The 16140-nt window shown below is 68.9% G+C and carries 14 protein-coding genes; 5 read left to right on the top strand and 9 right to left on the bottom strand.

Going from position 1 to position 16140, the window contains the following annotated elements; translation table 11 throughout:
* Window positions 1–20 precede the first annotated feature (20 nt).
* On the bottom strand, window positions 21–1574 hold the full coding sequence (locus tag BME24068_RS13020; protein WP_174926308.1) for a 3-hydroxyacyl-CoA dehydrogenase: 1554 nt from the start codon (window positions 1572–1574) through the stop codon (window positions 21–23).
* 544 nt (window positions 1575–2118) lie between these two features.
* Here BME24068_RS13020 and BME24068_RS13015 point away from each other — a divergent pair.
* The gene (locus tag BME24068_RS13015) at window positions 2119–3207 is read left to right on the top strand and encodes a calcium:cation antiporter (RefSeq protein ID WP_096499736.1); all 1089 of its coding nucleotides are present in this window, start codon (window positions 2119–2121) and stop codon (window positions 3205–3207) included.
* Window positions 3208–3547: 340 nt separating this feature from the next.
* Here the strand turns inward: BME24068_RS13015 and BME24068_RS13010 are convergent, their stop codons facing one another.
* From BME24068_RS13010 to BME24068_RS35285, 7 genes are all read right to left on the bottom strand, one after another.
* Window positions 3548–4387 (bottom strand): amidohydrolase family protein, encoded by an 840-nt coding sequence (locus BME24068_RS13010; protein WP_174926307.1) that lies wholly within the window; start codon window positions 4385–4387, stop codon window positions 3548–3550.
* The gene (locus tag BME24068_RS13005) at window positions 4384–5409 is read right to left on the bottom strand and encodes an NAD(P)-dependent oxidoreductase (RefSeq protein ID WP_174926306.1); all 1026 of its coding nucleotides are present in this window, start codon (window positions 5407–5409) and stop codon (window positions 4384–4386) included. Before BME24068_RS13005 ends, BME24068_RS13010 begins: the two co-directional genes overlap by 4 nt.
* On the bottom strand, window positions 5406–6482 hold the full coding sequence (locus BME24068_RS13000) for a LacI family DNA-binding transcriptional regulator (RefSeq protein ID WP_174926305.1): 1077 nt from the start codon (window positions 6480–6482) through the stop codon (window positions 5406–5408). Before BME24068_RS13000 ends, BME24068_RS13005 begins: the two co-directional genes overlap by 4 nt.
* Window positions 6483–6490: 8 nt before the next feature.
* A complete protein-coding gene (locus tag BME24068_RS12995) occupies window positions 6491–8377 on the bottom strand; it encodes a TRAP transporter large permease (RefSeq protein WP_096499744.1) in 1887 nt (628 codons plus the stop codon).
* Window positions 8378–8380: 3 nt separating this feature from the next.
* Window positions 8381–9412: a TRAP transporter substrate-binding protein gene (locus BME24068_RS12990; RefSeq protein WP_174926304.1), complete on the bottom strand. Its 1032-nt coding sequence runs from the start codon at window positions 9410–9412 to the stop codon at window positions 8381–8383.
* Between the two features lie 206 nt (window positions 9413–9618).
* Window positions 9619–10566 carry a LysR family transcriptional regulator gene (locus tag BME24068_RS12985; RefSeq protein ID WP_239008112.1) on the bottom strand — a complete coding sequence of 316 codons (948 nt, stop codon included), beginning with the start codon at window positions 10564–10566 and terminating at the stop codon, window positions 9619–9621.
* A complete protein-coding gene (locus tag BME24068_RS35285; protein ID WP_275405013.1) occupies window positions 10559–10681 on the bottom strand; it encodes a hypothetical protein in 123 nt (40 codons plus the stop codon). The genes BME24068_RS12985 and BME24068_RS35285 overlap by 8 nt, the downstream gene beginning before the upstream one ends.
* On the opposite strand from BME24068_RS35285, the gene BME24068_RS12980 reads away from it, so the two are divergent.
* The gene (locus BME24068_RS12980; RefSeq protein ID WP_174926303.1) at window positions 10680–11618 is read left to right on the top strand and encodes a 2-hydroxyacid dehydrogenase; all 939 of its coding nucleotides are present in this window, start codon (window positions 10680–10682) and stop codon (window positions 11616–11618) included. The two genes, BME24068_RS35285 and BME24068_RS12980, sit on opposite strands and share 2 nt — an antisense overlap.
* Before the next feature lie 69 nt (window positions 11619–11687).
* The gene (locus BME24068_RS12975; protein ID WP_174926302.1) at window positions 11688–13064 is read left to right on the top strand and encodes an MFS transporter; all 1377 of its coding nucleotides are present in this window, start codon (window positions 11688–11690) and stop codon (window positions 13062–13064) included.
* Window positions 13065–13112: 48 nt separating this feature from the next.
* Here the strand turns inward: BME24068_RS12975 and BME24068_RS12970 are convergent, their stop codons facing one another.
* Window positions 13113–14078 (bottom strand): LysR family transcriptional regulator, encoded by a 966-nt coding sequence (locus BME24068_RS12970; RefSeq protein WP_096499752.1) that lies wholly within the window; start codon window positions 14076–14078, stop codon window positions 13113–13115.
* Between the two features lie 366 nt (window positions 14079–14444).
* Between BME24068_RS12970 and BME24068_RS12965 the strand changes: the two genes are divergently transcribed.
* Both BME24068_RS12965 and BME24068_RS12960 read left to right on the top strand, forming a co-directional pair.
* On the top strand, window positions 14445–15620 hold the full coding sequence (locus BME24068_RS12965) for an HPP family protein (protein ID WP_174926301.1): 1176 nt from the start codon (window positions 14445–14447) through the stop codon (window positions 15618–15620).
* A 104-nt stretch (window positions 15621–15724) separates the two neighbouring features.
* Entirely contained in the window at window positions 15725–16138 is a 414-nt protein-coding gene (locus BME24068_RS12960) for a MarR family winged helix-turn-helix transcriptional regulator (protein ID WP_096499756.1), read from the top strand.
* Window positions 16139–16140: the final 2 nt, after the last annotated feature.

Below are 16140 nucleotides of genomic sequence, written 5' to 3'. Positions count from 1 at the left end.
TCGGGGTGGCACGCCGGCGGCTAGCGGAAGGTGCGGCCGGCAGCGTGCAGCGCGGCGATGCGCGGCGACACGCGATAGCGGTCCTCGCCGTAGCTCGCCGCAAGGTTCGACAGCACGCGATGCACGCGGCCGATGCCGATCGCATCGGCCCACGCGAGCGGGCCGCACGGGTAGTTCACGCCTTTCTCCATCGCGAGATCGAGATCGGCGGGCGAGCACACGCCCTGGTTGACCGTGTCGGCCGCCTCGTTCGCGAGCATCGCGACGGTGCGCATCGCGACCATGCCCGGCACGTCGGCGATGCCGACGACACGGAAACCCGCTTGCTGGAACAGGCCGACCGCATCCGCATAGGCCGCGTCGCTGCACTGCAGCGCGCGCGTGAGCGCGACGAGCCCGGCCTGGGCGTAATCGCGCGCGAGATCGACGAGCACGAGATCGGCCACGCCGGTTTGCGCGGCGCGCACCGTCGCGGTGCGACCGTCGGTCAGCGCGATCGATGCGCGGCCGGCCACGGCGAGCAGTTCGTCGGCGTGCGCGCCGTCCTGCCGCGCGCCGGCGAACTGCCCGGCGAAGCGCGCCCGCAGCGCGGCGGCCGGGCCGTCCTGCGCGAACAGCGCGACGTCGGCCGGCGCGTCGCGCGGCGGTTCGAGATCGGGCGCGGGCGGCGTCGCGCCGTCCGCATACGAATAGAAGCCGCGCCCCGACTTGCGCCCGAGGAAGCCGGCGTTCACGAGTTCCTGCTGGATCAGCGACGGCGTGTAGCGCGGGTCGTTGAAATACGCGCGGAACACCGACTCGGTCACCGCGAAGTTCACGTCGTGGCCGATCAGGTCCATCAGCTCGAACGGCCCCATCCGGAAGCCGCCCGCGTCGCGCATCACCGCATCGATCGATGCCGGCGTGCCGCCCTGTTCGTTCAGCACGCGCAGCGCCTCCGCGTAATACGGGCGCGCGACGCGGTTCACGATGAAGCCCGGCGTCGACTTCGCCAGCACCGGCTTCTTGCCCCACGCGGCGGCGGTGTCGTACAGCACCCGGGCAACCTCGGGCGCCGTGGCGAGCCCGCTGACCACCTCGACGAGCGCCATCAGCGGCGCCGGATTGAAGAAATGCAGGCCGGCCACGCGCTGCGGCGCGCGCAGCCCGGCGGCAATCGACGTGATCGAGATCGACGACGTGTTGGTCGTCAGCACGCAGGTGTCGTCGACGTGGCGTTCGAGCGTCGCGAAAATCTCGCGCTTCACGTCGAGCCGCTCGGCCGCCGCCTCGACGATCAGCGCGGCGCCCGCGAAATCGGCCAGCGCGCGCACCGCGCGGATCCGGCTCCCGGCCGCCCCGGCCTGCGCCGGCGTCATCCGGCCCTTCTCCGCAAGCCGCGCGAACTGTGCGCGGATTCCGGCGAGCGCCTTGTCGCAGGCGGCTTCGTTCAGGTCGTACAGCAACACCGTATGGCCTGCGGCCGCCGCGACCTGTGCGATGCCCGCGCCCATCGCGCCCGCGCCGATCACGCCGACGACCGCCGACGGCGCCAGCGCGCCCGAATTCACCGAATGTGCAGAAGAAACAGCCATCGCTTGCGATCCGTCATGAAGTGGAAGTGCGAGCGATTATAAACCGACCGGTCGGTAGATTTATGTCAGGGCGAGCCCGAATTTGTCGTGCAATAGACCGTTACGGAAACTGCAAAAACAAAAAAATCGAACGATCGGGGCACTTTTTGTAAACCGAAAGGTCAATGAAAGCAATCTAATGTGAGATAGTAGCCCCCGAACGCCTGATAAAATTCGACAAACCGCCGGATTTCAGGGGGAAACCGCGTGTCACGCCACCGCTGTCGACCATCGCCCGCCGCCCGTCCGGGGTCGGATCCAGGCTTCCGGCCTGCAGGTCGTCACGTGCCCGCACCCCGCCACCGGCGGCCGACCGCATCGAACCGTTTCAGTTTCATCCAGCGACGGGCTTCGGCCCGCCCGCGCCCCTCGCCGCCTCATCGCGGCGAACCCCGGGCAGCACCTGCTCATCCGTTTCATCGTCCTCGTTCGGCGGATCATCCGGCCGGGCTTCGTCAACCCGTGACGGCGCGTCGCGCGCCGCCACCCGCATAGGAAACCGCCCATGCCGCTCTCGTCCAACCAGCTTCCGCGCTGGACCCTCTGGGCCCCGCTTGCCGCCTGGCTGGTACTCGCGCTGTCGCGCGTCGTGCCGGCCGAAGGCCTCGTCATCGCGCTGTTCGCCGCCGCCCTCGCCGGCGCCGTGTTCGCCGCGGTCCATCACGCCGAAGTCGTCGCGCACCGCGTCGGCGAGCCGTTCGGCACGCTCGTGCTCGCGGTGGCCGTCACCATCATCGAAGTCGCGCTGATCGTGTCGGTCATGCTCGGCGCCGGCCCCGAGAAGTCGGGCCTCGCGCGCGACACCGTGTTCGCCGCCGTGATGATCATCTGCAACGGGATCGTCGGCCTCTGCCTGCTGGTCGGCGCGTGGAAGCACGGCGAACAGGACTTCCAGGGGCGCGGCGCGAGCAAGGCGCTCGCGGTGCTCGCGTCGCTGTCGGTGCTGTCGCTCGTGATGCCGAACTATCTGAGCGCCGCGCCGGGCCCGCAGTTCTCCAGCTCGCAGCTTGCGTTCGCGGGCATATCGTCGCTCGTGCTGTACGGGGTGTTCGTGTTCGTGCAGACCGTCCGCCATCGCGACTACTTCCTCGCCGCGCACGACAGCGCGAACGAGTCCGTGCATGCCGCGCCGCCCACCACGCGCATGGCGATCATCAGCATGGTGCTGCTGTTCGCGAGCCTCGTCGCGGTCGTGCTGCTCGCGAAGCTGCTGTCGCCGGCCGTCGAGCACGCGGTGATGAAGCTCGGCGCGCCCGAAGCCGCGGTCGGCATCGTGATCGCCGCGCTCGTGCTGCTGCCCGAAGGGCTGGCGGCCGTGACCGCCGCGCGCGCGAACCGTCTGCAGACCAGCATGAACCTCGCGCTCGGCTCGGCGCTCGCGAGCATCGGGCTCACGATCCCGACCGTCGCTGCCGTGTTCATCTGGGTCGGCCAGCCGCTCACGCTCGGCATCGGCGCGATGGAAACCGTGCTGCTGTCGCTGACGCTGCTGGTGAGCACGCTGACGCTCAGCCAGGGACGCACGACGGTGCTGCACGGCGTCGTGCACCTGTCGCTGTTCGCGGCCTATCTGTTCCTGTCGATCACGCACTGATCCACAACGGCGCGGGGGCCCGGCGGATACGCTCCGCCGGCCTCCCGCGCATCGCTTCACCTTCCCCGCTCGATCGAATTGCTTCGGATTCCTGTGCCGCCGCGCGTGCCGAACGGTCGGCGGCACATTGCGTGGACGCGCGCCGGCGGCGTCGCTGGGCGACGGCGTAGGCGCGCGTCCACGCAATACGTGTCGGAGGCAGCAGGCTGTGGCGACACGCGACGGCGCCGTTGGGCGGCGCGCGTCGCCGCAGCCTGCATGCGGACGGGAAAGCGTACCGATTGACGGTACGGAACGGGACATCGAAACGGCGCCGGCGGTCGGCCAACCGGGCATTACGTCACGAAGCCGTCGCGGCGTTCGTATCGAATCCGTACAGCACCGCCGGATTGTCGACGAGAATCGCGCGGCCCGCCGCATCGTCCGCCGTACATGCGTGCAGCCAGCCGAGCATGCACGCATCGTCGGGCACCGGCGATGCGTTCGGGTGCGGCCAGTTGCTGCCCCACACGCAGCGCGCCGAATGCGCGTGCGCGAGCACGGTCGCGAGGCGTGCGACGTCGTCATAACCCGGCGCACCGGATCGCGACGTCTCGTAAGGCGCGGACAGCTTCACCCACACGTGGCCGCGATCGAGCAGGCGCCGCAGCGTAACGAACGCGGCGGCATCCGGCGCAACCGGCGTCAGGAACTTGCCCGTGTGATCGATCACGACGCGCGCGGGCAGCGACGCCAGCGTTGGCTCGACGTCCGGCAGCGTGCGGCCGTCGAGCTGCAGGTCGATGTGCCAGCCGAGCGGCGCGATCCGCGCGGCCATCCGTTCCAGTTCGTCCCATCGCGACGTGCCGCCCGACAGCATCATGAACCGCACGCCGCGGATGCCCGCCGCGTGCAGCCGCTCGAGTTCGGCATCCGGCACGTCGACCGGCACCGTCGCCACGCCCCGCGCCTGCGGGCCGAGCGCGGCCAGCGCAGCGAGCGTGCAGCGGTTGTCGAAGCCATAGCCGGTCGGCTGCACGACGACGACGCGCGCAAGACCGAGCGCCCGTTGCACGCGCCGATACGCATCCGCCGGTGCGTGCGGCGGCCGGAACGTCGCCGTCGGCGCGAGCGGATACGCATCGTCGTAGATGTGGATATGGCAATCGCACGCGTGCATGCCGCCGTCGTCGCGCGTCATCGTGCGTCGCCCTGCACGGCGGACGTGTCGGTCGATCGCCAGCGTTCGAGCCGCGTCGCGTGTGCCGCGTTGACCGCACCGTTCGGCACGCGCCCGTCGAGCAGCGCGGCGAGTTGCTCGACCGTCTCCAGCGCCTGATGCTCGACCGCCGGCCGCGTCAGCCCGCCGATATGCGGGGTGGCGATCACGCGCGGATGCGCGGCAAGCCCGGGGGTCGGCATCTGGTCCGCCGCACGGCCGACATCGAGCGCGCAACCGGCCAGCCGGCCGCCGTCGAGCGCCTCGGCGAGCGCCTGCTCGTCGACGAGCTCGCCGCGCGACGCATTGACGAAGCACGCACCGGGTTTCATCGCGGCGAACGCACGCGCATCGAACAGGTTCGCGGTCGCCGGCGTCGCCGGCGCAAGGCATACGACGTAATCGGCATCGCGCAGCAAGGTCGCCCAATCGACCTGTTCGAGCGGCGGCGCATCGACCCGCACGTACGGATCGCTCACCAGCACGCGCATTCCGAATGCGGTCGCGATCGGCGCGAGACGGCGCGCGATCTGTCCGTAGCCGACCACGCCCAGCGTGCTGCCGCGCAATTCGCGGCCCATCAGCGGCACCGGCGGTGCGCCGCGGCGGTACGCGTTCGCATAGGCGCCGATGCCGCGCGCGAGGTCGATCATCGCGCAGATCACCCATTCGGCAACCGCCGGCCCGAAGCCGGGGCTCGCCTGCGTGACCAGCACGCCGGATGCGCTCGCCGCACCGACGTCGACGGTGCGGATGTCGACGGCGCAGCGCAGGAACGCGGCAAGCGCGGGCAGCCCGTCGAACAGCGCGCGCGGCGCCGGCGTCTGCCGGTACGCGATGATCGCGTCGCATCCGTGCGCGGCGGCGATCAGCTCGTCCGTGCCGAGTTCGCGGTCCAGCGGATTGCACGTGACGTCCGCGATCGCCCGCAGCGCGCGCAGCGCCTTCGCGCCGAAGTAGTGATCGAGCATCCCCGACGGATGAGTGACGTAGACGTGCGTCATGCCAGGCCTCCGTCAGCGTCGGGCGCATGCGGCGGCGGCGCAACCGACGCGCGCGCCACGAGCGTGACGCCCGGAAACACGCACTGCCCGGGCCCCGACGACGCCTCGCCGTCGTGCCGCATCACGCGTCGCACCATCTCCGCGGCCATGTCGGGGACGGGCAACTGCACCGTGGTCAGCGCCGGCGACGAAATCGCCGACAGGAAATGACCGTCCATCCCCACGACCGACACATCGTCGGGCACCCGCAATCCGCCGTCGCGCAGCCCGGCCATCAGGCCGAGCGCGAACAGGTCGTTGACCGCGACGATGCCGGTCGGCCGCGCCGGATCGGCCGCGAGCGCGGCGCCGAGCGCACGCCCGACGTCGACGATCACCGCGTCGCCGTATTCGTTCGCCGGGCCGCCGTCGAGCACCTGCGCGTCGACGCCCGCATCGCGCGCCACCGAGAGAAAGCCGCGAATCTTGTCGCTGCGGCTCACGGTGATGCCGGCCACCGTCGCGAACGCGAGCCGCGTATGGCCGGCGGCCACGAGGCAGCCGGTCGCGAGCCGCGCGGCCGCCTCGTTGTCGGCCGTCACGTGATCGACCTGCGATTGCTCGCCCGGCGTCGCGCGGCGGTCGTAGCTGACGACCGTCATCCCGCGTGCGGCCGCGCGCTCGAGGTGGCTTTCGTCGGCGAGCGACGAGATCACGATCACGCGCCGCACGCCGTGCGCGAACAGGTCTTCGAAGAACGACGCCTCCTTGCCGGCATCGCGATACGTGTTGCCGATCAGCACGCGATGACCGTACTGCTCCTGCGCGCAGGCCTCGATCTCGCGCGCGATGTAGCCGTACATCGGGTTGGCCATCGACGGCACCAGCAGCCCGACGAGCGGCGTCTGCCCCGTCTTGAGCTGGCGTGCGAGCGTGCTCGGCCGGTAGTGCAGCGCGTCCATCGACGCCTTCACGCGTTCGAGCGTCTCCGGCTTCATCTGATCGGTGCGGCCGTTGAGCACGTTCGAAACCGTGCTGACCGAAACGGCCGCATGACGGGCCACGTCCTGAATCGTACTCATGTCGTCTTGCATTGAACGGGCTACAGGCCGAAATGGGCCGGCAGCCACAACGAAAACGCCGGTGCGAAGATCAGCGCCACCAGGGCGGCGAACAGCACCAGCAGGTATTTCACCATCGGCCGCGCCACGCGCCCGACCTCGGTTCCCGTGATCGCGCAGGTCGTGAACAGGCCGAGCCCGACCGGCGGCGCGAACAGTCCGAGCCCCATCGCCACCACCACGACCGTGCCGAAATGCAGCGGGTTGATGCCGAGCTGCAATGCGATCGGCGCGAGCAGCGGCCCGAAGATGATCAGCGCGGGCGCGCCTTCGAGTACCGCGCCGAACACGATCATCAGCAGCGCCGCCAGCAACAGGAATGCCGTCGAGCCGTACTGATGCGCGAACGCGGTCATTGTGCCCGAGACGAGCGCCGGAATCTGCTCGATGGACAGCGCGAACGACACGCTCGACGCCGCCGCGACGATGAACAGGATACCGCTCGCCATCGACGCCGCACGCACGAACACGCGGCCGACCGAACGCCAGGTCAGTTCGCGGAACGCCGCCCAGCCGACCACGAGCGCATAGACCACCGCGAACGCGGACACTTCCGTCGACGTCGCGATGCCCGACGTCACGCCCTTGCCGATCATCGCGACCATGATCAGCGCGACGAGCGCGCCGCCCGCGAGCGGCAGCCATGCGCGACGCTCGGTGAACACCGCGTCGATGTCGATCCGGCGTCCGCAGATCACGGTCACGACGGCCAGCGACGCAGCCAGCACGGCCGCCGGCACGATCCCCGCGAGAAACAGCCCCGCGATCGAGATGTTCGCGACGAAGCCCATGATGATCATGTTCACGCACGGCGGAATCGTCTCGGCCATCACCGCGCTGCACGCGAGCAGCGCCGCGGTTTCGTCGGGGTCCTGGCGTGCGCGGCGCACGGCCGGCATCACGACGCCGCCTACCGCCGCGATGTCGGCCAGCTTCGAACCCGATACGCCGGAAAAACACGCGGTCGCGAAGATCACGATCAGCCCGAGCCCGCCGCGCACGCGCCCGAACATTCGCAGCAGCAATTCGACGAGCCGCGCGGACATCCCGTTCGACTCCATCAGCAAGCCGGCGAGAACGAAGAACGGCACCGCGAGCAGCACGAAGTGATCGGCGCCGGCCATCACCTGCTGCGAGTACACGAGCAGCGGCAACGTCGGATCGGCGAGGAAATACAGCAGCGCCGAGAAGGCGAGCACGAAGCCGATCGGCACGCCCAGCACGAGCCCGCCGACGAAGCCGGCGATCAGCAGCGCGCCCGGTGCGATCGCATGCTCGGGCTGCAACGCATTCCAGCCGTATACAGCGCCCGCGAGCATCGCGCAGCACGCGAGCGTGCCGATCACGCGGCGGCGCGGCGCGTTCAGTGCGTTCGCCAGCGCGAACACGCTCATGAACAGCGCGCCGAACATCATCGGATACACGTTGATCCAGCCCGGCAGGCCGCCGGTGGTCAACTGGTCGTACGAGTCGCCGAGCAGCTGCCACGACGACACCAGCAGGTTCAGCGAAACCGCCGCGACGATCCAGTGCCCGATCTGCACGAGCGCGCCCTGCCAGCTTGCCGGCAGCCAGCCGCGGAACAGGTCGATGCCGACGTGCTGGCTGCGCCCCAGCACCGTCGCCGCGCCGAAGAACACCAGCACGATCATCAGCGCGCTCGCGACCTCCTCGGCCCAGTCGACCGGATCGTGAAGGAAATAGCGGAAGATGACCGACACGAACACGACCAGCACGTCGGCGGCCAGCACCGCCGCCGATACGTATTCGATCCAGCGCATCGCCGCGTCCAGCGTGCGCGACGCGATACGGGCCGGACGGCTTGCGTCGGCCGCCGGCATGGCGCTCGAGACGGAACCGGTATCCATCGCTCAACCTCGCGCGGCGGCGATCGCCGGAAACAGCGACGCCGTCGCCGGATACTGCTTCGCGAACGCGACGTAGAGCCGGTCATGCATCGCCTGCCGCAGCGCCGTGCGCTCGGCGTCGACCATCGGATGGAACGTCATCCCGTGCTGCTTCAACGCCTGCTCCGCCTGCGCGGCCTTCTGCGTGGCAATCGCGCGCTGCTGCGCGGTCGCATCAGCCACCGCGCGGTCGAATGCCGGGCGCAGGTTCGCGGGAATCCGGTCGAGCGCGCGCCGCCCCATCACCACGGTCATCGCCGCGAACACGTGGTGCGATTGCCAGCACGATTTGACGATCTCGTCGAAGCGGCTCGCGAGCACTGTGGCCGGATCGTGCTCGAGCCCGTCGACGACACCCGTCTGCACGGCCATGTACAGTTCGCCGAACGGAATCGGCGTCGGCACCGCGCCCATCACCTTGAAGGTGTCCATGAACGCCGGCGTCGGCAGCACGCGCAGCTTCGTGCCCTTCACGCCCTGCAGCGCCGTCACGGGCTGCTTCGTGAATACGCAACGGCCGCCGAAGTGCGAGCCCCACGTCAGCACCGAACAGCCCGAGCGCTTTTGCAGCAGCGCGTTCAGGCTGGTGCCGACCGGACCGTCGAGCACCTTCGCGACGTGCGCATAGCTGTCGAACAGGTAGCCGAGATCGAGCATGCCGAGCTCCGGCGCGACCGTCGCCCAGATCGACGACCCCGCGATCATCATGTCGATCGCCCCGATCTTCACCTGCTGCGCGACGTCGCTCTCCTTGCCGAGCTGGCTGTTCGGAAAGTAGTCGACCCGGATCGCATCGCCGACGCTCGCCTTCAGGTTCGCGGCGAGGCGCTCGTACCACACGTAGTGCGCGGCGTTCTGGTCGGCCGGCATCGACGACGAGCAGCGCAGCGTCACGGTCGGCTGCGCCGCACGGGCGAGATCCGGCACACCGCCCGCGACCGCGAGCGTGGCTGCGGACGCCGTTTGCAGAAAGCGCCGCCGGGTGAAGGTAGTCATGGACGTCTCCTTTGCGATTGCGCCTCCCGGCGCACTGTATCGATTTAGTGTATCGATACAGTAATACGACGACCGATGAGAACAAAATGAGGGTTTCCCCCTGTTTTCGGGTGAAAAGTCGATGGATGCGGGAGCGATTTCCGGCCCGGATTCGGGATGGAATGCGGGATTTCCTGACTTCCGGGACCGCTGGCGCGGCGTCAGGCCTAAGCGCCGCCGATATCGTCAGACAACTGACTTTCGGTCGAGACTCGGGCGTTACACGGCTCGGCCGTCAGAAACTGCTCGACCATCGCGTTGAACACCGGCAGCGCCGGATTGTCGTTGTCCGCGCGCCAGGCGAGATACAGTTCGGCCGCCACGTCGACGCCCGCGAGCGGCCGGAACACCACGCCGTCGACATGCAGCTCGCGCGCCGATGCAGGCACGAGCGCGGCGCCAAGCCCGGCGCGCACGAGGCCGAGGATCGTATGCGTCTGCCCGACGTAATGCAGGTAGTTCGGCAAGCGCCCGGCGCCGGCGAACATCCCCGAGATCATGTCGTGGAAGTACTTCCCCTCGTTCGGCGAATACGCGATGAACGGCTGCCGGTCGAGTTCGTCGGGGCCGATCCGCTCGTACGCGGCGAGCGGCGCGCCCTGCGCGACCGCGACGAGCATCGGCTCGCGCTGCACGAGCCGGTATTCGAGCGGGTGACGCGCGGCACGCTGGCGCACGAAGCCCGCATCGAGCATGCGCGACGCGAGCGCGTCGATCTGCACGGTCGACACCATCTCGCGCAGTTCGACATCGACGTCCGGCAGCGCGTGCGCCGCATGCGCGAGCAGCACCGGAATCATCCGGTATGCGCTGACGGCCGTGAAGCCGAGCGTAATGCGCCCGGCGCCGCCGTGCGCGACGCGCTGCGCGGCCTGCTCCGCCCGCGCGGAAAATTCGAGGATGTGCCGCGCATCGCGCAGGAAGCGCTCGCCGGCCGCGGTCAGCCTGACCTGCCGGCTGCTGCGTTCGAGCAGTGCGATGCCGAGCGCATGTTCGAGCAACTGGATCTGCCGGCTGAGCGGCGGCTGCGTCATGAAAAGCCGCCTGGCCGCGCGGCCGAAATGCAGTTCCTCGGCCACTGCGACGAAACAGCGAAGCTGGTTCAGTTCAATCATTCAATTCTTGAATCAATCGATAGTCTTTTGATGTTAGACCGATATCGATACGATTTCTATACTCGGTTGCACCTGATGCGCGGCCCGCGCCGCGCACGATGACCGAGACCTTCATGACCATCGATATCCTGCTCACCCAGCCGCTTCCCGACGTCATCGACGCCGAACTGTCCGCCCGTTACGCAGTGCATCGCCTGTATGCGGCCGACCAGCCGGACGCACTGCTCGAGCGCGTCGCGCCGCGCATCCGCGGCGTCGTCACCGGCGGCGCGAACGGGCTGTCCGCCGCGCTGATGGACCGGCTGAGCGCACTCGAAATCGTCGCGATCAGCGGGATCGGCACCGATGCCGTCGACCTCGCGCGCGCCCGTGCACGGGGCATCCACGTCACGACGACGCCCGACGTGCTGACCGACGACGTCGCCGACATGGCGATGGGGCTGATCCTGATGACGCTGCGCGACCTCGGCGCCGGCGAGCGCATCGTGCGCGCCGGCCGCTGGGGCAAGGCCGCGCAGCCGCTCGCGACGCAGGTGACGGGCAAGCGGCTCGGCATCGTCGGCCTCGGCCGCGTCGGGCGCGCGATCGCGCAACGCGCGCAGGCGTTCCGGATGCCCGTCAGCTATTTCGGCCCGCGCGAGCATCGCGACAGCGTCTATCGCTACGCGCCCGACCTGATCGCGCTCGCACGGGACAGCGACGTGCTGGTGCTCGCGGCTTCCGCCGATCACGGCAACGTGCTGGTGACGGCCGAGGTGCTCGCCGCGCTCGGCAGCAAAGGATTCCTGATCAATGTCGCGCGCGGCAAGCTCGTCGACGAAGCCGCGCTCGTGCGCGCGCTCGCCGATGGCACGATCGCCGGCGCCGGCCTCGACGTGTTCGCCAACGAACCGCACGTGCCCGCCGCGCTGCTCGAACTGGAGCGCGTCGTCGTGCAGCCGCACCGCGCGAGCGCCACGCACGAGACGCGCGAAGCGATGGGCCGCATCGTGCTCGCCAACCTCGCCGCCTGCTTCGCGGGCCAACGGCCGCCGACCAGCGTCACGCGCTGATCGCGACAGTCCGCCTTCACGGCTACACGAAACCAGATGCCTCCGCACGACGGAGGCCAGGAGACACGCATGTCCAGTCGATCCAGCGGCGGCGCAGCCGCCACCGCATCGCCAGCCTCACCCGCCGCATCGCGCACGATCGGCCGCGTCCGCTACACGGTGCTCGCGCTGATCTTCGCGGTCACCGTCGTCAACTATGCGGACCGCGCGACGATGTCGATCGCCGGCACCGGCGTCGCGCACGATCTCGGGCTGACGCCCGTACAGCTCGGCATCGTCTTCTCGGCATTCGCATGGGCCTATGCGATCGGCCAGATCCCGGGCGGCTGGCTGCTCGACCGCTTCGGCGCGCGTCGCGTGTACGGCCTGAGCCTGCTGCTGTGGTCGGTGTTCACGATGCTGCAGGGCACGGTCGGCGGGTTCGCCCTGCAGGGCGTGGCGGCGACGCTCGCGCTGTTCGCGATGCGCTTCATGCTCGGCCTCGTCGAATCGCCGGCGTTCCCGGCCAATTCGCGAATCGTCGCGTGCTGGTTCCCGACGGCCGAGCGCGGCACCGCGTCGGCACTGTTCAATTCCGCGCAATACATGGCCGTGGTGCTGTTCACGCCCGCGATGGCGTGGCTTACGCACGCGCTCGGCTGGGAGCACGTGTTTCTGTGGATGGGGCTGCTCGGCGTCGCGCTGGCCGCGCTGTGGTTTGCGTGGTATCGCGAGCCGCACGGCCATCCGCGCGTGAGCGACGCCGAGCGCGACTATCTGCGTGCGCACGGCGCGCTCGTCGATCTGGAGGCGAACCGCGTCCGCCACCGCGCACGCGTGTCGTGGCGCGATGCATCGCAACTGTTCCGCCACCGCAACCTGTGGGCGATCTATATCGGTCAGTACTGCATCACGGCGCTCACCTACTTCTTCATCACCTGGTTCCCGATCTATCTGATCAAGGGACGCGGGATGACGATCATGGAAGCGGGCTGGGTCGCCGCGCTCCCCGCGCTCTGCGGGTTCACCGGCGGCGTGCTCGGCGGCGTGCTGTCGGACTGGCTGATCCGGCGCGGCGTGCATCCGTCGCAGGCGCGCAAGACGCCGTTCGTCGTGGGGATGGCGATGGCGACGCTGCTCGTGCTCGCGAACGGCGCCGCGTCGAACGCGGTCGTGATCGCGCTGATGACGATCGCGTTCTTCGGCAAGGGGCTTGCGGCGGTCGGCTGGGCGGTGCTCGCCGATACCGCGCCGGAAGGCATGGTCGGCCTGAGCGGCGGCGTGTTCAACGGCCTCGGCAACATCGCGGGGATCGTCACGCCGCTCGTGATCGGCTACTTCGTCGCGCACACCGGCTCGTTCGCGGGCGCACTGTGGTTCGTCGCCGCGCACGGGCTGATCGGCATCGCCGCGCACGTGTGGCTCGCGGGCCGCTTCGAGCGGATTCGCGTGACGCCGGACGCATGAGCGTCGGCACGCCGCGCGAGCCCGTTCGTGCGGCGAGCGCGCGCCGTGTTACGCGTGGGGCACGGCCGGCGCCTCCTCGACCGCGAGCCGGTCGAGTTCGCGCAGATCGTTTTCCAGCGCCGGCGTGAGCGTCGTGCGCAGGTGATCGAGGAACGTGCGGATTTTCGCGTCGAGATAGCGGCGCGTCGCATAGACGGCATATACGCTGACCGTCTGCAGCCGGTACTCGGGCAGCACGCGAATCAGCCGCCCTTCGCGGATGTCGTCGAGCACGGTGTACAGCGCGACGCACGCGATTCCGCGCCCGGCCCGCACCGCGACGCACAGCGCGTCCGGCACGTTGACCTGGAACGGCGCCGGCTGCAGTTCATATACCGCCTCCTCGCCGTCGTTGCGCTCGAGCCGCCACTCGCTGGCCGGCGACGCGGGCGTATCGAGGCGCAGGCATACGTGGTTCGGCAGGTCGTCCGGCGTCTTCGGCGTACCGTGGCGCGCCAGATAGTCGTGCGATGCGACCAGCACGCTGCAGCTCGTGCCGCAGGTCTGCGCGACGTAGCCCGAATCGGGCAACTGCGACGCGGTCACGATCGACACGTCGTAGCCTTCCTCGACGAGATTCGGCATCCGTTGCGCGAGCGTCAGCTCCACCGACACATCCGGGTTGTCTTCCTGGTAACGCACGATCGACGACACGACGTGACTCTGCCCGAGCCCCGTCATCGCATGGATGCGCATCTTGCCGCTCGGCCTCAGCAGCGCGTTGCGCGCCTCCGCGTTCGCATAGTCGATTTCGGCGAGGATCGATTTCGCACGCTCGAAATAGCGTTCGCCGCTTTCAGTGAGGCCGAGATGGCGCGTCGTGCGATGCAACAGACGCGTCTGTACGTGTGCTTCGAGATTCGATACCGCGCGCGACACCTGCGCGGTGGTCGCGTCGATTTCCTTGGCGACCGCGGTAAAACTGCCGGCTTCGACAACGCGCACGAACAGGCGCATGTTTTCGAGCATGTCCATTGAATTGGCTTGGGGAGTGTCGGTGGAGAAAAGGCGGCGGCGTTCGCGTCAGAGCAGAAACGGGACGCGCGCGCGAACCACGCCAAAGCGATCGCCGTGCCGGGAAACAGGCGTGAGAGCGGGCATCGCGTACGTGGTTCTGACATATCGGGGGATTCGGTGGGCCGAATTGTACGCCGCTGCAGACAAATTTGCGCATCTACGCGGCCCCCGGGCTTTCATCCGACGAAAGGTTTTTGCAAGACACGTGCGTCGCGCGCATGCAACGTCTTGATGCGGTGCGACAATTTGTATCACGACGCGATATAATTTCGTTTTTGTCCGCGATGCGTCAGCTCGCGCCGCCATTCTTACCGCTTCCCGTCCATGTCGTCAGGCTCTTCCCCGTCGCGCCGCACGTTCCGGCAGTGGCTGCACAGCTTCATTCCCCATCCGATGACGCTCGGCTGGCGCGAACGCATGCGTTCGTGCACGGGGGCGCTCGTCGGCATCGCGACGGTCGGCATCACGATGCGGCTGATGCCCGGCGTGCCGGGCCTCGTGCCGCTGCTCGTCGCACCGATGGGCGCGTCGGCCGTGCTGCTGTTCGCTGTGCCCGCGAGTCCGCTCGCGCAGCCGTGGTCGATCATCGGCGGCAATCTCGTCGCGGCGACGGTCGGCGTTGCGTGTGCGCAGTGGATCGCGGATCCGATCACGGCCGCCGCGGTCGCGATCGCATTCGCGATCGGCGGCATGTTCGCGCTGCGCTGCGTGCACCCGCCATCGGGCGCGGTTGCGTTGACGGCCGTGCTCGGCGGCCCGGCGATCCACTCGCTCGGCTTCGGCTTCGTGGTCGAGCCGATCGCGCTGCAGTCCGCGATCCTGCTGTCGGCCGCACTCCTGTACCACGCGCTGACGGGCCACCGTTACCCGCACGGCGGCGTGCGTCCCGACGCGAAACCGCAGGCGGGCACGGACGCGCCGGCCCGCGGCGGCTTCACGCGCGGCGACCTCGACGCGGTGCTGAAGCGTCGCGGCGAATGGCTCGACGTCGATCCCGACGATCTCGAAATGCTGCTGCGCGAAACCGAGATGCAGGCGTATACGCGCACGTTCGGCCAGCTCACGTGTGCCGACCTGATGACGAAGAACGCGATCGAAGTCGCACCGTCGACGTCGGTGCCGGCCGCGCTCACGCTGCTCGACCGCCATCGCGTAAAAGCGCTGCCGGTGGTCGATGGCGAGGATCGCCTGATCGGCATCGTCACGCGCGCCGACCTCACGCGCCAGATGCGTCGCCCGGCACCGCTGTGGCAGCGGCTGTCCGCGCGGCTGCCGCAGTCGTTCGGCGGCCAGCCCGCCAGCGTCGCCACCGTGATGACGCGCGATGTCGCATACGTGCCGCAAACCATGCCGATCACCGCGCTGGTGCCGCTGTTCACGCATTCGGGCCACCACCACATCCCGGTCGTCGACGCATCGCGCCGGCTGGTCGGAATCATTACGCAGACGGATCTCGTCACCGGCCTGTACCAGCAGGCGCAGATGCTCGAGGCCGCGTAACACCGGCGCAACGCGAAATGCAGGTCATTCCGCGAAAACCCGGCCATTTATATCATATTGTGATATATTCCGCGCTACCGAAACCGCCTGCCCGACCGACCGCCATGTCCGACACCCGACGCGCACTGACCAAAAGCGATTTTCAGCAACTGTCCGAGTTCCGCTACCAGATGCGCCGTTTCGAGCGCTTCTCCGAACGCGCCGCGCAAAGCGAAGGCGTGACGCCGCTGCAATACCTGCTGCTGTTGCACATCAAGGGCTACCCGCACCGCGAATGGGCAACCATCGGAGAACTCGCGGAACGCCTGCAGGCGCAGCATCACGGCGTCGTCGCGCTGGTGACGCGCTGCGAGGCGCTCGGCCTCGTGAAGCGCAAGACGAGCGAAGCCGATCGCCGGCAGGTCGAGGTTCACCTCGAGCAGGCAGGCGAAACGTTGCTGGCCCGTCTCGCGGCGATGCATCGCGCCGAGCTGACGTCGCTCAAGGGCACATTCCAGGTTCCGCAGATCGATTTTTGACC

The organism is Burkholderia anthina (assembly GCF_902498995.1).
Classification (GTDB): domain Bacteria; phylum Pseudomonadota; class Gammaproteobacteria; order Burkholderiales; family Burkholderiaceae; genus Burkholderia; species Burkholderia anthina.
The sequence above is the reverse complement of the archived record's forward strand: the minus strand, read 5'-3'. Positions and strand labels throughout refer to the sequence as shown.